The organism is Streptomyces sp. W1SF4, from assembly GCF_003950035.1.
Lineage (GTDB): Bacteria > Actinomycetota > Actinomycetes > Streptomycetales > Streptomycetaceae > Streptomyces > Streptomyces racemochromogenes.
Genome location: NZ_CP034350.1, coordinates 4668872 through 4684933 on the forward strand (window position 1 = coordinate 4668872; position 16062 = coordinate 4684933).

Sequence of the window (16062 nt, forward strand, 5' to 3'; positions counted from 1 at the left end):
GGGATTCCCTCCCCGCCCGCCCCCCCTCGGCGGCCGCCGCCGGTCACGCGTCCGGCGTGGTCACGTTCACCGCCCAGTCCCGGGCGTACAGGTAGCGCCGCTTCGGCTCCCCGGCGTACGTCCACGGCACGGCGCCGATGTGCCCGTCCACGTGGCGGAACTGCTCGACCGCCTCCGCGTCCCGGTCCTGCCAGAACAGCAGGTAGGCCAGCATGTGCCGCATCCGCGGGGTACCGGGGTGCTCGTTGCCGGCGGCGGCCAGGTCCGCGAGTGCCGCGTCGGCCGCGGCGACGACCTCCGGCTCCTTGTAGTACGTCTCCGGCAGCAGGTCCTCCTCGTGCGTCTCCTGCTCGAAGTACGCCATCAGGGGGAGCAGGGTCAGCAGGTCGCCCGGCTTCCCGGCGGCCGCCGACTCGCGGGCGAAGGCCATGGCCAGCTCGTGCGAGCCGCGCCACTTCGCGCACCAGTACTGCAGGCCCGCGACGTGCGCCCACAGCAGCCGCGGGGCGCGCTCGGTGATCCGCGCCCACAGCTCCCGGTAGCGCTCGTGCGAGTAGCCCAGGCCCATGCCGACGGCCTGCTCGACGACGTACGGGCAGGGGTCGGCGGGGCCGGCGAGCCGCTGCGCCTCGTGCGCGTCGGCCTGGGCCTTGGTCAGCAGCTGGTGGAAGAGGCGGAACTGCTCCTGGGTGGTGCGGCTGCCGGACTGGCTGCCGCGTACGTTCCAGGCGACCATCACGCTGGTGTCGGCGTGGACGAGGGCCGCCGTGGCGTCCTGCGGCCGGGCCGCGCGCCAGGCCAGCAGCCACGCGTCGTCCTCGGCGGCCACCTCGGCCAGCGGGCGCACCCGCTCCAGCCGCTCCTGCCAGTCCTGCCCGGCGGCCTCGACGTACGCGGCGGCCGCCTCCCAGTCGCCGGAGCGGACGGCCTCCAGGACGGCGGTCCGCCCGGCCGGGACCGGCGCCGGGTTCTCGGTGTCGAGGTCGGCCTCGGCGACGAAGCCGAGCGCGACGACGGCGGCGGCCTTGCGGGCTTCCTCGTCGGCCTCGACGGCTTCCGTCGCGGCGTTGAGGGTGCCGATCTCGGCCTCCAGGCGCTTGGCCTTGCGGATGAGGTACACCCCGCGCAGGACCCAGCAGGCGACGGCCAGCAGCAGGACGCCGGCGAAGACGAGTACGAGGGTCACGGCGCGAGCACCAGCTTCCGCAGGAGTTCGGTGTCGGGCAGGTCGGCGACGGCCGCGTCCAGCGCGGGGCCGAGCTCGTCCTCGAATCCGGGAACGGGGTAGGACAGGGCGGCCGACTCCGACCAGGACAGCTCCCAGCGGGCGGCGCCGCGCGCCAGCAGCTCGACGGTGACCAGCTGGGCGAGGGCCCGCCGCACGACCGGCCGGGCGAACTCGCGGGCGGTGCGGCCGGTCGCGGCCGCCGCCTCCTCGGACTTCGGGAAGCGCTCGGCGAGCCGCCAGCGCACCGCCGGGTCGGCGTCGATCGCGTCCAGCGCCTCGGCGAGGCCCGGGCCGGCGCCCTCGGCGGTGAGGGCCTCGCGGACCTCTTCCGCGCCCCGGCCGGCGTAGGTGGTCATCGACCGGTGGACGAGCTCGTCCCAGTCCACGCGGGTCAGCGCGAGCGCCTCCGGGGTGAGGACGACCTGCTCCAGCGCGGCCAGCGCCTCCTGCGGGGAGGCGAGCAGCTCCAGCGCCGGGCGGACCGCCTGGCCGGCCCGGCCGTCGTCGGGCAGGGCCTCGATGCGGGCCACGCGCTCGGCGAGCGCGGGGTGGGAGTCGTACGGGGAGGCGGGCTCGGTGGACAGGTCCTGGCGCAGCTTCTCCAGCTCGCCGGGGCGGGCGTCGAGCAGCCGGCCCAGTCCGCCGAAGACCTGGCCGGGGACCGGCAGCAGGCCGGCGCCGACGCCGAGGGTGGCGTACGAGCTCATGTAGAAGCCGTGCGCCGAGTCGAGGGCGTTCAGCTGGCGCAGCGCGGAGGCGGCGGAGTCGCGGCCGGCGATGCGGACGGAGGCGAGGTCGGCGGCCAGTTCCTGGCGGCGGGAGGAGGAGAGGGTGGCGCGCATGTAGAAGTGGGCGTACCCGGTGTAGACCGCCGCCATCGCGCGGTACGAGAAGCCCGCGCCGTCGGTGTCGATCTCCTTGGCCTTCTTGCCCTTGGCGATCCGCTTCTCGGCGCGCTTCTCCTGCTTGGCGCGCTCCTTGGCCTCGGTGTTGTCCGCGCGGTCGTGGAAGTGCCGGATGGTGCGCACGAGCTGCGCGCGGCCGCGGGCGATGAGCGGGGTGAGGCGGGTGTCGAGGTTGGCGTAGTGGCCCATCTCGTGGGCGAGGACGGCGCGCAGCTGCATCTCGTCCAGGCCCGTCATCAGGGGCAGGCCGAGGTAGAGGCGGCGGGTGCCGGGCAGCAGGCCGAGCAGCCGGGAGTCCTCGGAGACGGCCGCGTTGACCTCGTCGATCAGCACGATCTCGTCGGGGGCGCGGGTGCCGACCTGGTCGGCCGTCTCGCGTACGGCCCGCCACAGGACGGGTTCCCCGGCCTCGGTGACGCGGACGCCGGGTATGGGGTCGGCCTTGGGGGTGCGGAGCATGAACATGCCGCGGACGATCGGGATGGCGAGGACCACCGTGCCGATGACGATCTTGCCGGCGACCGCGCCGTGGAGCCAGGAGAAGGCGGCCCAGTCGGCGAGCCCGAGGAGGGCGAGCAGGACGACGCTGAGCAGGTAGAAGCCTGCGAGCAGGACGAGGGCGCGCAGAGCGCGCAGCGAAGCGCCCATATGGTTGGGGTCCCCCCACGGGATGGTGCGGTTTTTGACGCGCACATGGTGCAATGTTTACGCGCACCTTATGGCCCGGCGCCGACGTGCCGGGAGCGGGGGTACCGGTATCCGCGGCGGAGGGGCGCTCGGGGACGTGCGCCCGCCGCCCCCGCCGCCCCCGCCGTCGAGGTCAGTGCGGCAGCGTCGCCGGGGAGCCGCCGTTGGCCTCGTAGCCGGCCACCGCCATCGCCCTGGCCACCGCGTACGCGGCCGCCGGCTCGTCCGTGGCCGACCAGGGGAGGGCGCCGACGTAGCCGTCGACGTGCCGGACCTGTTCCATGGCCTCCGCCCAGCGGCCCGCGCCCACCAGGAACCACAGCAGCAGGTGCCGTACGTGCGCCAGCATCGGGTCGTCCTGCCGCGCCTGGTGCACCGCGTACAGGGCGCCCTCCAGGGCCCGCGAGACGACCGCGGTCTTCCCGAAGTCGCTCACCAGGACCGTGTCGGGCATGTTCTCGTACACCGAGAACAGCGGCAGCGCCGCGAGCAGCGAGCCCTGCGGGGCGCGGGCCGCGGCCGTCTGCGCGAACGCGTCGGCCTTGTCCCGGGAGCCGTGCCACTTCTCGCACCAGTAGTGCAGCGCGGCCAGGTGCGCGCCCATGTGCGCCGGCGCCACGTCGATCACCCGGGCCCACAGGGCGTCGAACTCCGCCTCCGAGTACCCCAGCCCCCGCGCGACGGCGAGTTCCGTGATGACGGGGACCGGGTCGCCGGGCGCCAGCAGCGAGGCCTTGCGGCAGGCCTCGCGGGCCTCCTCCAGGATGATCCGGTGGTCCTGGGCGCCCACCCCGCCCGAAGACCGCCACGCCTGCTGCACCAGCAGCTCCGCGTGGACCTGCGCGCCGCCCGCGTCCTTCTCCGCCTCCAGCCGCCAGGCCTTCAGCCACTGGGCGCCCTCGCCGGGCCGCCGCGCCAGGTCCAGTGCCGCCGCGCCGCCGAAGGCCTGCACGCGCTGCCAGCGCCGCTCGCCGTCCTTCGGGGTGCCGGCGAGGAGGGCGGAGGCGGCCCGCCAGTGACCGGTGCGCTGGATGTTCTCCAGAGCGTCCATCAGGTCGGGGTCGGGTCCGGGCACCCGGATGTCCAGGTCCTCCTCGCGGGCGAACCCGTAGTCCGCGGGGTCGGCGGCGTCGGGGCTTCCCGGTGCGACCAGGGTCAGGCCGCCGCCCCTGGCCCGTCGGAACGAGAAGAACACGGCGGTGGCCAGGGCCAGCCCCATCAGGACCCAGATAATCTGCATACCGCCAAGCGAACCAGACCGGGCGGCGGAATGGCGAGCGGGTGCAGGTCAGCGCCCGGTCGGAGCCAGGTCAGCGCCCGGCCGGCGCCCGGTCGGCGCCAGGTGAGGCCAGGAGAGGACCGTGGGGCGGACGGGGCATAGCATCGCCTCATGAGCGACGACAGCCACGAGCACCAGAGCTTCGAGACCCGCGCGATCCACGCGGGCAACACGGCGGACCCGCAGACCGGCGCGGTCGTACCGCCCATCTACCAGGTGTCCACGTACAAGCAGGACGGCGTGGGCGGACTGCGCGGCGGCTACGAGTACAGCCGCAGCGCCAACCCGACCCGTACCGCGCTGGAGGAGAACCTCGCGGCGCTGGAGGGCGGCCGGCGCGGCCTCGCCTTCGCGTCCGGCCTCGCCGCCGAGGACTGCCTGCTGCGTACGCTGCTCTCCCCGGGCGACCACGTGGTCATCCCCAACGACGCCTACGGCGGCACGTTCCGCCTCTTCGCGAAGGTCGTCTCCCGCTGGGGCGTGGAGTGGTCGGTGGCCGACACCTCCGACGCGGACTCGGTGCGCGCGGCCATCACCCCGAAGACCAAGGTCATCTGGGTCGAGACCCCCTCGAACCCGCTGCTGGGCATCACCGACATCGCGATGACCGCCCAGATCGCGCGCGAGGCCGGCGCGAAGCTGGTCGTCGACAACACCTTCGCCTCCCCCTACCTCCAGCAGCCGCTGGCGCTCGGCGCCGACGTGGTCGTGCACTCGCTGACCAAGTACATGGGCGGCCACTCCGACGTCGTCGGCGGCGCCCTGGTCACGGCCGACGAGGCCCTCGGCGAGGAGCTGGCCTACCACCAGAACGCGATGGGCGCGGTCGCCGGGCCCTTCGACTCCTGGGTCGTGCTGCGCGGCATCAAGACGCTGGCCGTGCGCATGGACCGGCACGCCGAGAACGCGGCGAAGGTCGTGGAGGCGCTGGTGCGCCACCCGAAGGTCACCAAGGTCCTCTACCCGGGCCTGCCCGAGCACCCGGGCCACGAGATCGCCGCCAAGCAGATGCGCAACTTCGGCGGCATGGTCTCCTTCCAGGTCGCCGGCGGCGAGGAGGAGGCCGTGGCGGTCTGCGGCCGCACGAAGATCTTCACGCTGGCCGAGTCCCTCGGCGGCGTCGAGTCCCTCATCGAGCACCCGGGCCGGATGACCCACGCCTCGGTGGCCGGCTCGGCCCTTGAGGTCCCCGCGGACCTGATCCGCGTCTCCGTCGGCATCGAGAACGCCGACGACCTCGTCGCGGACCTCGTCCGGGCCCTCGGCTGAGACCCCGACCGCCGTCCCCGCGGGGCTACCAGCCCTGCAGGGGCGGCGACACGTCGCTGGGCGGGACCAACCAGGGCCGGGTCAGCGCCGCCCACACCGTGAAGGCCACCGCCGCCGCCCACAGCAGAGCCCACCCGAACCGGCGCAGGGCGCGCCGGCGGCGCAGCAGCCGTCTGCCGTGCGTGCGGGCCGCCGCGGCCAGACCGGCCGGGACCGCCGGGTGCGGACCCTCCAGCAGCTGCCTGACCTGCGTCTCCTTGCGGTCCAGGGGGCTCATGCCGCCTCCGCCGCCGCGTCGCGCAGGATCGCCACCGCCCGGTTGCAGACGGCCTCCACCCGCTCCGGGGGAAGCCCCAGCTGCGCGGCCGTGACCTCCTCGGCGACGCCCTCGTAGATCCGCATCACCAGCACCAGCCGCTCCAGCGGTCCCAGCGGCGCCAGGACCCCCACGCCCGTGGGGAGCCGACGGGCGGTACGGGCGTACACGGCGCACAGCTCGGCGCGGGTGTGGTCGTACGGGTCGTCGTCGCGCAGCCGCGCCCAGTGGGCGTACGTACGGGCCAGCGCGCCGGCGAGGATCCGCCGGGCGGCGGGCGCCGCGTCCGGGGGCTCGGCCGTCAGCAGCGCGGCGACGTGCAGCAGCCGCCCCGCCGCGCCCGCGACGAAGGCCTCGAACTCCGCATCCCGCCCCGAACGCCGGTCCACAGCACACATGGTGGGGCCGGTGCCACCACCCCGGTCAAGGGGTCGGACACGGCCGGATCCGGCGCGTCGGGGGCGGCAGGACCAGGCGCGTCGGGTCCGCCGGGCCGGGGCCCCGCCGGGTCAGGAGGCCGGGCCGCCCTCGGAGGCGGCGGACATCAGCTCCGACAGGGAGCCGTTGAAACGGGTCAGCAGCGCGGTGAACACCTCGCGCTCCTCCTCCGCCCAGCCCTCCGTCACCCGGGCCATCAGCTCCCGCCGCGAGGAGCGGACCTCCTCCAGGCGGGCCAGCCCGCGCGGGGACAGCGCGAGCACCACGGCCCGGCCGTCCTCGGGGTGCGAGGTCCGCTTGACCAGGCCGCTGTCGACGAGCGGGGCGACCTGGCGGGTCACGGTGGACGAGTCGATGCCCATCCCGCCCGCGAGGGCCTTCACCCCCATCGGGCCTTCCAGGTCGAGCCGGTTCAGCAGCAGGTAGGCGGCCCGGTCCATCGAGTTGCGGGCCTGGCCGACGCCGCCCAGGCGGGTCTGCTCGGCCCGGCGGGCGAAGACGGCCACCTGGTGCTGGAGCGCGTCGAGGAGTCCGGCTCCGGCGGGCGCTTCGGCCGCCGTGGGCAGGTCGGAACTGGCCGGGATCGAGGGCATGGCCGTGGGCTCTCTTCGCATGGGGCCGACAGGGATGGGGGACAGAGTACGCGGCCGTGCGGCGGCTCGTACGCCGCGTTTGACAACTGATACGGCCGGAAACGGAGAGCGCCGGGGGAGTGTCCCGCATGGCGAGATTTCGCCGCTTGTGTGCCCCTCGTGCTTCCCTCGCAAGCCCCTTCGCGGCCCCGGGGACACCCGCGCACCGCCGCCGCCCCGGCCCGCGCACGCCGCCCCGGTTTACGCCCGGCGCCCTGCCGGGCCCCCGTCCGTCCCTGAGCCGGGGGCCGCGCGGGCTGCGAGACTGGCCGCATGAACTACCGCGTGCCCGTGCCCGTTCCGCAGGTCATCCTCGACGACGTCCGGGGGGCCCAGAAGATGCTGTCGGGCGTGTCCCGGGTGACGCCGATGGAGGGCAGCCGGCACCTGTCGGCCCTCACGGGCTCCCCCGTCCACTTCAAGTGCGAGAACCTCCAGCGCACCGGCTCCTTCAAGCTGCGCGGGGCGTACGTGCGCATCGCGGGCCTGCGCCCCGAACAGCGCGCCGCCGGGGTCGTGGCCGCCAGCGCCGGCAACCACGCCCAGGGCGTGGCGCTGGCCTCCTCCCTGCTCGGGGTCCGCTCCACCGTGTTCATGCCGGTCGGCGCCCCCCTGCCGAAGGTGGCCGCCACCCAGGAGTACGGCGCCGAGGTGCGCCTGCACGGCCAGGTCGTCGACGAGACCCTCGCCGCCGCCCAGGAACACGCCGACCGCACCGGCGCGGTGTTCATCCACCCCTTCGACCACCGCGACATCATCGCCGGCCAGGGCACCGTGGGCCTGGAGATCCTGGAGCAGTGCCCCGAGGTGCGCACCATCCTCGTCGGGATCGGCGGTGGCGGGCTCGCGGCCGGCGTCGCGATCGCGGTCAAGGCGCTGCGCCCGGACGTGAAGGTGATCGGCGTGCAGGCGGCGGGCGCCGCCGCGTACCCGCCCTCGCTGCGGGTCGGACACCCGGTGTCGATCGACGACCCGAACACGATGGCGGACGGCATCAAGGTCGGCCGTCCCGGCGACGTCCCCTTCGCGATCATCGGGGAGTTGCTGGACGACGTACGGACCGTGTCCGAGGACGCCCTGTCCAGCGCGCTGCTGCTCTGCCTGGAGCGGGCCAAGCTGGTCGTGGAGCCGGCCGGGTGCAGCACGGTGGCGGCCCTGCTGAGCGAGCCGGAGCTGTACGGGAGCGGTCCGGTGGTGGCCGTCCTGTCGGGCGGCAACGTCGACCCGCTGCTGCTCCAGCGGATCCTGCGCCACGGCATGGCGGCGGCGGGCCGCTACCTGTCGCTGCGGCTGCGGGTCGCGGACCGGCCGGGGGCCCTGGCGGGGCTGCTGGCGGTGCTGTCGACGGTGGACGCCAACGTGCTGGACGTCAGCCACGTGCGCACGGACCCGAGGCTGGGGCTGACCGAGGTCGAGGTGGAGCTGCAACTGGAGACGAAGGGGCCCGAGCACTGCGCGGAGGTCGCCCGTTCCCTGCACGCGGCGGGCTACCGGGTCATGGACTGACGCCGCCCCGCACGCCGGTGCGGCGGGACGCGCGCGAGCCCCCGCCGGAACCTCGTCCGGCGGGGGCTCGCGCGCGGGTGTGCGTACGGGGGTGATCAGCCGTTGAAGGGCTTGACGGCCAGGATCCTGACCGTGGCCTTCTTGCCGTTCGGCAGCTCGTACTGGGCGTCCTCGCCGACCTTCTTGCCGTTCACGCCCGCGCCCAGCGGGGACTGCGGCGAGTAGGTCTCGAAGTCGTCGGACGCGTACTCGCGGGAGGCCAGCAGGAACTCCAGGGTGTCGTCCTCGTCGCCGTCGAAGGCGATCGTGACGAGGGTGCCCGGCGCGACCTCGCCGCTCGCGGCGGGAGCCGTGCCGACCTTGGCGTTCTCCAGGAGCTGCGTGAGCTGGCGCACGCGCAGCTCCTGCTTGCCCTGCTCCTCCTTGGCCGCGTGGTACCCGCCGTTCTCGCGCAGGTCGCCCTCCTCGCGGGCAGCCGCGATCTTCATGGCGATCTCCGTGCGGGCGGGACCAGAGAGGTAGTCCAGCTCGGCCTTCAGCTGGTCGTACGCCGCCTGGGTCAGCCAGGTGACGCTCTCGCTCGTCTGGGTCACGGGTGCTCCTCGTCGGTACAGGGGACTACAAAGCCGCCAGCGGCGGGCGAAACCACGAGCCTAACAATTCGGGAAGAAAAGGGGGAGGACACCATGTGTATGAAGTGTGTCATTGGCTCCGGGGGCCGCGCGCGTCCTCCCAGACGGCGCTGGTCCCGAAGTACGTGTCGTACAGCTCCTGGGCCGCGAGCAGGCTCTCCGGGGGCACCTTCCCGTGCCGGATCCGCTCCAGGTGGCGGAAGTACTCGAACCGTTCCACCCCCGGGGTGATGACCACCAGCATCTCGGCGTCCTCCCCGGGCGCGGCGGCGAAGGCGTGCTGCTGTCCCGGAGGGACGATGACGAGGTCGCCGGCCTCGGCGGTGACCACCTGGTCCCCGGCCAGCAGCTGGGCCGTCCCGTCGATCATGTAGAACATCTCGGCCGACCGGCCGTGGTGGTGCGGGCGGGCGCCGTCGGAGCCCGCGCGCAGGCTCACGCGCAGGGTGGACAGGAACCCGCCGCCGGTGGAGCTGTCGGCCAGCAGCCGCAGGGAGGAGTCCGGCCCGTAGTGGATCTCCTCCGCGTCGGCGGCGCGGACGACGACGGAGTCGTCGAAATCCGGGATGAACAGTGACATGACGCTCCTGGGGATATCGGTGCGCGGTGGTGCGCGGTGGGCGGGACACCCCAGTCGATACCCCCCGGGGTGCGCCGTGCACGCCCCGGGCGGCCGTCTGTCAGCTGTGTCAGACCCCGGGGCGCTCGAAGTCGGTCAGGACGCAGCCGTCGACCTGGGCCGGCCGGATCCGGGAACCCGCGGGGGCGCTGAAGGCGGGCTCGCAGTCCAGGCGCAGGAACCCCAGCTTGTAGAGCGCCTTGCGGACGGCCGGGTTGTTGCTCTCCACGGCGACGTTCGTGCCGACCAGCAGCTTGCTCTGGGTGAGGCTGCGCTGGTGCCCCACCTCGGCGAGCTGCGACTCCTTGGACAGGGTCTGGAGGGCCTTCATGTCGGCGACGAGGTCCAGCCAGTTCAGGTTGTGCGCGCGCGTCGCCCCGCCGAGCTTTCCGCAGACCGCCCGCTGCTTGACGCCCGCGCCGGCGACGTCGCGGCCGACGACCGGCTGGTAGTCGATCGAGGCGATGTGCTCGTTGGTGACCAGCATCTCCGTGCAGTCGACCGCCTTCGGGCTGACGAGGTTGCGGAGCTCCTCGATGCTGCCCGCGCTCGCCAGGGCCGGGCCCTTGACGGGGCTGCCCCTGCCGTCCCGGGCGTTGACGAAGTCGGTCAGGACGCAGCCGTCGACCAGGGCCTTCTCCTTCTTGTAGCCCTCCGGCACGGTGAAGTCCGGGTTGCAGACCAGCACGCGCAGGTCGGACTTGACGAGGGCCAGTCCGGTCCCGGTCTTGCGCGCGGTGGCCACGAAGCTCTTGCCGACGAGGTACGGGTCGTAGAGGCCGGCGTCCCAGTAGCCCTCGTCGAGCCGCTTGGTGATGTGGTCCTTGTAGGCCTGCTGGTGGGCCTTCATGTCCGAGACCATCGAGAGGACGATCTCGTCCTGTTCCTTCGTGTCCGAGCAGATGCCGCGCTCGGTGACGGACCAGGCGCCGACGGGCGCGTACCCGGCGAGGTTCACGCGGTCGGCCGGGCCGGTGCTCAGGTCCTCGCAGGAGGTGTACTTCCGTACGTACGCCTGCGCCTCGGCGAGCGTGGCCGGCGCGGCGCCGGCTGCGGTGGGGGAGGCCTGGGCGGGGGCTCCGGCGGTCGGTGCGGTGCTCGCGGCCGGGCTCGCGGAGGGCTTCGCGGCGGGCGGGCCCGCCTTGGCGGGGTCCTCGCAGGCGGTGGAGAGGGTGGTGAGCGCGGCGAGGGTGGCGGTCGCGGCGAATATCCGCTGGAGGCGCATGGATGTCTTCCGTCGGCTGGACAGGGCGGGGAGTGGCATGTCCATGCTAGGCGGGGGCGGACGTCATGATCAAAGACGGCGCGCGGGGGCGGGGCCGGGGTCCGGGGAGTGCCGGTCCGGGGGTACCGGGGTCGATGCGGCCGGTCTCGGGGTGCCGGGGTCGATGCGGCCGAGTCCGGGGTCGCTGCGACCGGTCCGGGGGCCGGGTGCGCCGAGGGCGGGGCGTCAGCCCTTGGCGGCCGCCGGCTGGCAGCCGACCAGTTCCACCATCGTGGCGCGGCCCGTGGTCTTCAGGGTGACCATCTCGTCCACCCGCTTCGCGTCCTGCCCGAACGTGAAGTCCGCACGGCCCACCTCGCCGTGCTGCTCGTCCTGGGAACTGAGGGTGCACACGCCGGTGACCGAGGACTCCTTGCGGACCTCCAGGTGCACCTTGACCTCGCTGTCGGAGACGACCTGGAACTTGATCACCTCGGCGCTGACGCTCTGTCCGCCGACGTAGTCCCAGCCGATCCAGCCGACCACGGCCAGCAGCCCGACCCCGAGGGCCGACCCGACGATCTTCAGCTTCCGGTCCGCGCGCTCGTCCGCCGACCGGCCGTACCGGCCCTCGGGGAGCCCTTCGCGTACCGCGCTCATGATCGATTCCTCTCGTCGGGGAGGGGTGGGACACCCAGGAATTTTCCAACCCCCGATTCGGTCAATATAGAGGCTGACCGTCGCGCCGAATCACAGAGGATCCTGTCTTGACCGAGCAGCTTCGACTGATGGCCGTCCACGCCCACCCCGACGACGAGTCGAGCAAGGGCGCGGCCACGATGGCCAAGTACGTGTCCGAGGGGGTGCCGGTGCTCGTGGTCACCTGCACCGGCGGCGAGCGCGGCTCCGTGCTGAACCCCAAGCTCCAGGGCGACAAGTACATCGAGGAGAACATCCACGAGGTGCGGGCCAAGGAGATGGACGAGGCCCGCGAGATCCTCGGCATCGACCAGGAATGGCTCGGCTACGTCGACTCCGGCCTCCCCGAGGGCGACCCGCTGCCCCCGCTCCCCGAGGGCTGCTTCGCCCTCGCGGACGTGGACGAGGCCGCCGGCGAGCTGGTGAAGAAGATCCGCGCCTTCAAGCCGCAGGTCATCACCACGTACGACGAGAACGGGGGCTACCCGCACCCCGACCACATCATGACCCACAAGATCACGATGGTGGCCTTCGACGGCGCGGCCGACACCGACAAGTTCCCCGAGGCCGAGTACGGGGCCCCGTACCAGCCGCAGAAGCTCTACTACAACCAGGGCTTCAACAAGCCGCGCACCATCGCCCTCCACGAGGCCCTCCTCGCCCGCGGCCTGGAATCCCCCTACGGCGAGTGGCTCGAGCGCTGGAAGGAGTTCGAGCGCAAGGAGCGGACCCTGACGACGCACGTCCCCTGCTCCGAGTTCTTCGAGATCCGCGACAAGGCCCTCATCGCGCACGCCACGCAGATCGACCCGGACGGCGGCTGGTTCCGCGTCCCCATGGAGATCCAGAAGGAGGTCTGGCCCACCGAGGAGTACGAGCTCGCCAAGTCGTTCGTCGACACCTCCCTCCCCGAGTCCGACCTCTTCGCGGGCATCCGGGAGAATGCCTAGCATGAGCGCTACTCAGGCAGCAATCACCCAGTTCCTCCCGCTGGCCGCCGACACCTTCGACAAGAACAAGGTGACCCCGGGCCTCCTCGGGTTCGTCGTGTTCGCCGCACTCGCCCTCGGCGTGTGGGGCCTGATGAAGTCGATGAGCAAGCACATGGGCCGCGTCGACTTCGAGGAAGCCCCCGCGCCGGCGGCCGACGCCCCCAAGGCGTAGGACCCCGCGACACGGCGCGCGACCCGCCGCCCCGCCCGGCACGACCGGGCGCGGCGGCCACTCCCGCACGCCGCCACGCCCCGGCGCGGGCCGCCCCGCCTGCCCGGCCCGGCGCGCCCGGACCCGAAGCCCGGCCAGGGCCCCCGCAGGGGGCGGCTGTCGTCGGTCACTCGCCCGGCCAGGGCCTCGGTACGCCCATCACCTCGCGCGCCCGCAGGTTCGGGACCAGGCCCAGGCGCCACGCCTGCCAGCCCTCCGCCGGGTCCACCCCGCGCGCCAAAACCACCCCGTACGTCTCCAGGCAGTCCTCCAGCCGGCCGTCCCGCAGCGGATGCGGAGCCGCCGCCAGCCGGGACAGCTCCGCCCGCGCCTCCTCCACCGCCGAGTCGCCCGCACCCGCGTACGGCAGCATCGTGCAGCGCAGGAACCGCGCCCAGTCCTCCCCGCGCCGGTCCCCGTACGACACGAACAGCCGCACCGCGTCCTCACACAGCCCGACCGCCTGCGGCACCCGCCCGTTCCCCGCGTCGACGACCGCCAGCTCCACGCAGGTCCACCCCTCCCCGTGCGCCAGCCCGATCCGCCGGAAGTCCGCCCGCGCGTCCACCAGCAGCTGCCGCGCGAAGCCGGAGTTGCGCAGGTTCCCCGTCTGCGCCGCCCGCTGGTCCCGCGTCACCCGCCCCGAGTGGTAACGGGCGTGCGCCAGCCCGTACACGTCCCGCATCCGAGAGAACATCGTCCGGGCCCGCTCCAGCTCCCGCACCGCCCGGTCCCGCTCGCCGTCCTCCTCCAGCGCCTGCCCCAGGTAGTACAGCGTCCACGCCTCACCCCGCGCGTCCTCCGCCAGCCGGTGCCGTGCCAGCGCGTCCCGCAGCCGCTCCAGCGCCGCCTCCGGATCACCGTCCACCACCCGCGCCCGCCCCAGCTGCGTCAGCGCCCACGCCTCGCCCCGGTCGTCCCGCGTCCGCCCGTACAGGCCCAGTGCCAGCCGCAGCTCCTCCTCCGCCCGCGCCACCTCACCCGTCCGCAGGTACACCTGCCCCAGCTGGAAATGCGCCCACGCCTCCCCGTGCACGCTCTCGCTCTCCCGGTGCAGCTCCAGCGACCGCTCCAGCAGCGACACCGCCTCACCCAGCCGCCCCCGGTCCCGCTCCACCGCCCCCAGCGCGTGCAGCGCCCACGCCCGGTCGCCCGCCAGCTCCGGCGGCTCCTGGAGCACCAGCGCCTCCCGGATCCGGGCCGCCGCCTCCGGCAGGTTGCCCTGGTGGTGCAGCGTGATCCCCAGCGACACCAGCGCCATCCCCGCGCCCGCCTCCTGCCGCGCCTCCCGGTACTGGTCCACCAGCGACGTCAACGTCGTACGCGACTTGTCCAGCTCCCCCAGCTGCCGCGCCGCGATACCCGTACGCCACTGCACCGAACGGTTCAACCGCCCCTGGTCCACCGCCCGCGTCAGCTCGTTGATCTCCCCCAGCCGGTACAGGTCCCCGCGCAGCAGGCAGAAGTCGCACAACGCCCCCAGCAGGTCCAGCACCGCCTGCTGGTCCACCCCCTCCGAATGCCGCAACGCCGCCGTGATGAAGCTGGACTCCTCGTCCAGCCAGCGCAGCGCCGCGTCCACCGAAGCGAAACCGTGCCCGCCGAAGTGATTGGCCCGGGTCGACATCTTCCCGTCGACCATCCGGATCACCGAGTCCGCCAGCTGCGCGTAGTCCCGCACCAGCCGCTCGTGCGCGGCCGCCGCCCGCGCCGGCTCCTCGTCCGCCGCCAGCCGCGCCGCCGCGTACGAACGCACCGCGTCGTGCATCCGGTACCGCTCCCCGCGTACGAGGTCCAGCAGGCCCGCCCGCGCCAGCTCGCCCAGCAGCCGCCCGGCCTCCACCCGGTCCGCACCCGCCAGCGCAGCCGCCGCGGCCGCCCCCAGCGAGGCCCGCCCCGCCAGCGTCAGCCGCCGCAGCAGCCGCCGCCGTTCCTCCGGCAGCCGTACGTAGGCCAGCTCCAGAGCGTGCTCCAGCCCACCACCCCCGCCGCCGTCCGAGGCCCGCGCCGACCCCAGCGGAGCCAGCACCCGCAGCGCCAGCGGCAACCCCGCCCCCAGCTCCAGCAGCCCCTCCAGCGCCGCCCCCTCCGGTGCCGCCTCGCCCGCGGCCCGCGCCCCACCGCGCAGCACCTCCGCCGACTCCTCCCGCGCCAGGCGCACCACCGGCAGCTGGTACACCCACGCCCCCAGATCGTCGGGCAGCTCCAGCGGCTCCCGCGCCGTGACCAGGACCAGGCTCTCCGTCCGCTCCGGCACCAGCGCCCGTACCTGCCCCGCGTCCACCGTGTCGTCGAGCACCACCGTCACCGGGAAGCCCTGCAAGTGCTGGTGGTACAGCTCGGTCAGCCGGCGCACCTGGGACTCCGCCGACGCGCCCTCGCGGAACAGCAGCTGCTCACGCGGCGCCCCCAGCCGGTTCAGCAGGTGCAGCAGCGCCTCCCGCGTCGACAGCGGCGCCTCGCCCGCCCCCGTGGCCCCGCCCCGCAGGTCCACCACGCACGCCCCGCGGAACTGGTCCCGCAGCGCGTGCGCCGCCCGCAGCGCCAGCGCCGTACGCCCCACCCCCGGCTCGCCGTGCAGGACCACCACCACCGGCCGGGTCTCCGTACTGGCCCGCGCCGCCGAAACCCACTGCGCGATCCGGGTCAGCTCCACGCGCCGGCCCGTGAACAGCGCGTCCGCGTCCGGGAGCTGCCCGAACGACTGCTCCAGCATGCTGCGCCGCCGCGCCTCCGCACTGCGGTCGCCCCCGCGCAACGGCGGCACACCCCCGCCGCCCGCGCCGGCCGGCACCCCGTTCGCCACGCGCCCGCGCAGCGGACCCCGCACCGCGGCCGCCGCCACCGCCCGCTCCTGCTCCAGGAACGGCCGGATCCCGCGCACCTCCAACGCCGTCAGCCACTGCAGCCGCAACTGCTCCGCACCGCCCGGCCGGCCCGCCGCCCCCGCACGGCGGTTCGCCGCGGGCACGTGCAGGGCCGTCACCTTGGCCACCGTCGCCGCCGCCCCCGCGACGCCCACGACGATCCCCGCGCTGAACGCCGTCCCCGCGTCCACCCCGAACGCCAGGTCCGCCCCGACGGCGGCGGCCGCGGCGACCCCCGTCACGAACAGCGACGCCCCCGTGTTGCCCCGCCGGAAGGCCTCCCCGAGGGACTGCTCCCCGGCGGCCGCCTCGTCCAGCGCCGCCACGTACGCCGCGTACTCCTCGGCGGCCGCCGCCGCGATCCCGTCCAGGGCCTCCCGCCCGCGCGCGAGCAACGCCCCGGCGTCCCCCGCGCCCGCCCGCCGGACCTCCTCCTCGACGGCCCGGGCCAGCACCCGTTCGGCCTCGACACGATGGCTGTCCCGCATCGGCATCCTCCTCGGAGAGCTCCGGAAACGTGCGCCAAGTGTCCTGCGGGACAGTCCGGAGCGCGAGGAATCTGAGCTATTTCAGAGGGA

General features: G+C 74.2%; 15 protein-coding genes. 4 read left to right on the top strand and 11 right to left on the bottom strand.

The features are described 5' to 3' along the window. Positions 1-43: 43 nt before the first annotated feature. The 3 genes from D1J60_RS21950 to D1J60_RS21960 all read right to left on the bottom strand — a co-directional run bounded on the left by D1J60_RS21950 (position 44) and on the right by D1J60_RS21960 (position 4060). The gene (locus tag D1J60_RS21950) at positions 44-1186 is read right to left on the bottom strand and encodes a hypothetical protein (protein WP_125822233.1); all 1143 of its coding nucleotides are present in this window, start codon (positions 1184-1186) and stop codon (positions 44-46) included. Beyond that, entirely contained in the window at positions 1183-2781 is a 1599-nt protein-coding gene (locus D1J60_RS21955; RefSeq protein WP_125602810.1) for a M48 family metallopeptidase, read from the bottom strand. Before D1J60_RS21955 ends, D1J60_RS21950 begins: the two co-directional genes overlap by 4 nt. A 172-nt stretch (positions 2782-2953) precedes the next feature. Beyond that, positions 2954-4060 carry a hypothetical protein gene (locus tag D1J60_RS21960; protein WP_125822234.1) on the bottom strand — a complete coding sequence of 369 codons (1107 nt, stop codon included), beginning with the start codon at positions 4058-4060 and terminating at the stop codon, positions 2954-2956. A 150-nt stretch (positions 4061-4210) separates the two neighbouring features. Between D1J60_RS21960 and D1J60_RS21965 the strand changes: the two genes are divergently transcribed. Next, positions 4211-5368 carry a cystathionine gamma-synthase gene (locus tag D1J60_RS21965; RefSeq protein WP_125602808.1) on the top strand — a complete coding sequence of 386 codons (1158 nt, stop codon included), beginning with the start codon at positions 4211-4213 and terminating at the stop codon, positions 5366-5368. A 25-nt stretch (positions 5369-5393) separates the two neighbouring features. Here the strand turns inward: D1J60_RS21965 and D1J60_RS21970 are convergent, their stop codons facing one another. From D1J60_RS21970 to D1J60_RS21980, 3 genes are all read right to left on the bottom strand, one after another. Beyond that, positions 5394-5645: a hypothetical protein gene (locus tag D1J60_RS21970; protein ID WP_125822235.1), complete on the bottom strand. Its 252-nt coding sequence runs from the start codon at positions 5643-5645 to the stop codon at positions 5394-5396. After that, positions 5642-6082, bottom strand: a complete 441-nt coding sequence (locus tag D1J60_RS21975) for an RNA polymerase (RefSeq protein ID WP_125822236.1) — start codon at positions 6080-6082, stop codon at positions 5642-5644. Before D1J60_RS21975 ends, D1J60_RS21970 begins: the two co-directional genes overlap by 4 nt. 111 nt (positions 6083-6193) lie before the next feature. Then, a complete protein-coding gene (locus tag D1J60_RS21980) occupies positions 6194-6715 on the bottom strand; it encodes a MarR family transcriptional regulator (RefSeq protein ID WP_125822237.1) in 522 nt (173 codons plus the stop codon). Between the two features lie 312 nt (positions 6716-7027). On the opposite strand from D1J60_RS21980, the gene ilvA reads away from it, so the two are divergent. After that, on the top strand, positions 7028-8260 hold the full coding sequence (ilvA, locus tag D1J60_RS21985; RefSeq protein WP_125822238.1) for a threonine ammonia-lyase: 1233 nt from the start codon (positions 7028-7030) through the stop codon (positions 8258-8260). Positions 8261-8355: 95 nt separating this feature from the next. On the opposite strand, the gene greA is transcribed toward ilvA, so the two are convergent. The 4 genes from greA to D1J60_RS22005 form a co-directional block, all read right to left on the bottom strand. Further along, positions 8356-8853: a transcription elongation factor GreA gene (gene greA / locus D1J60_RS21990; protein ID WP_007266119.1), complete on the bottom strand. Its 498-nt coding sequence runs from the start codon at positions 8851-8853 to the stop codon at positions 8356-8358. Positions 8854-8962: 109 nt separating this feature from the next. Then, positions 8963-9472, bottom strand: a complete 510-nt coding sequence (locus D1J60_RS21995; protein WP_125822239.1) for a cupin domain-containing protein — start codon at positions 9470-9472, stop codon at positions 8963-8965. 109 nt (positions 9473-9581) lie between these two features. Then, positions 9582-10736 (bottom strand): hypothetical protein, encoded by a 1155-nt coding sequence (locus D1J60_RS22000; RefSeq protein ID WP_125822240.1) that lies wholly within the window; start codon positions 10734-10736, stop codon positions 9582-9584. Positions 10737-10961: 225 nt separating this feature from the next. Continuing rightward, positions 10962-11375, bottom strand: a complete 414-nt coding sequence (locus D1J60_RS22005; RefSeq protein ID WP_125822241.1) for a DUF4307 domain-containing protein — start codon at positions 11373-11375, stop codon at positions 10962-10964. A 107-nt stretch (positions 11376-11482) separates the two neighbouring features. On the opposite strand from D1J60_RS22005, the gene mca reads away from it, so the two are divergent. After that, complete coding sequence (gene mca / locus D1J60_RS22010) at positions 11483-12364, top strand: mycothiol conjugate amidase Mca (protein ID WP_125605226.1); 882 nt, start codon at positions 11483-11485, stop codon at positions 12362-12364. 1 nt (position 12365) lies between these two features. After that, positions 12366-12578: a hypothetical protein gene (locus D1J60_RS22015; RefSeq protein WP_125822242.1), complete on the top strand. Its 213-nt coding sequence runs from the start codon at positions 12366-12368 to the stop codon at positions 12576-12578. A 166-nt stretch (positions 12579-12744) separates the two neighbouring features. Here the strand turns inward: D1J60_RS22015 and D1J60_RS22020 are convergent, their stop codons facing one another. Continuing rightward, positions 12745-15972 (bottom strand): tetratricopeptide repeat protein, encoded by a 3228-nt coding sequence (locus tag D1J60_RS22020; protein WP_125822243.1) that lies wholly within the window; start codon positions 15970-15972, stop codon positions 12745-12747. Positions 15973-16062 lie beyond the last annotated feature (90 nt).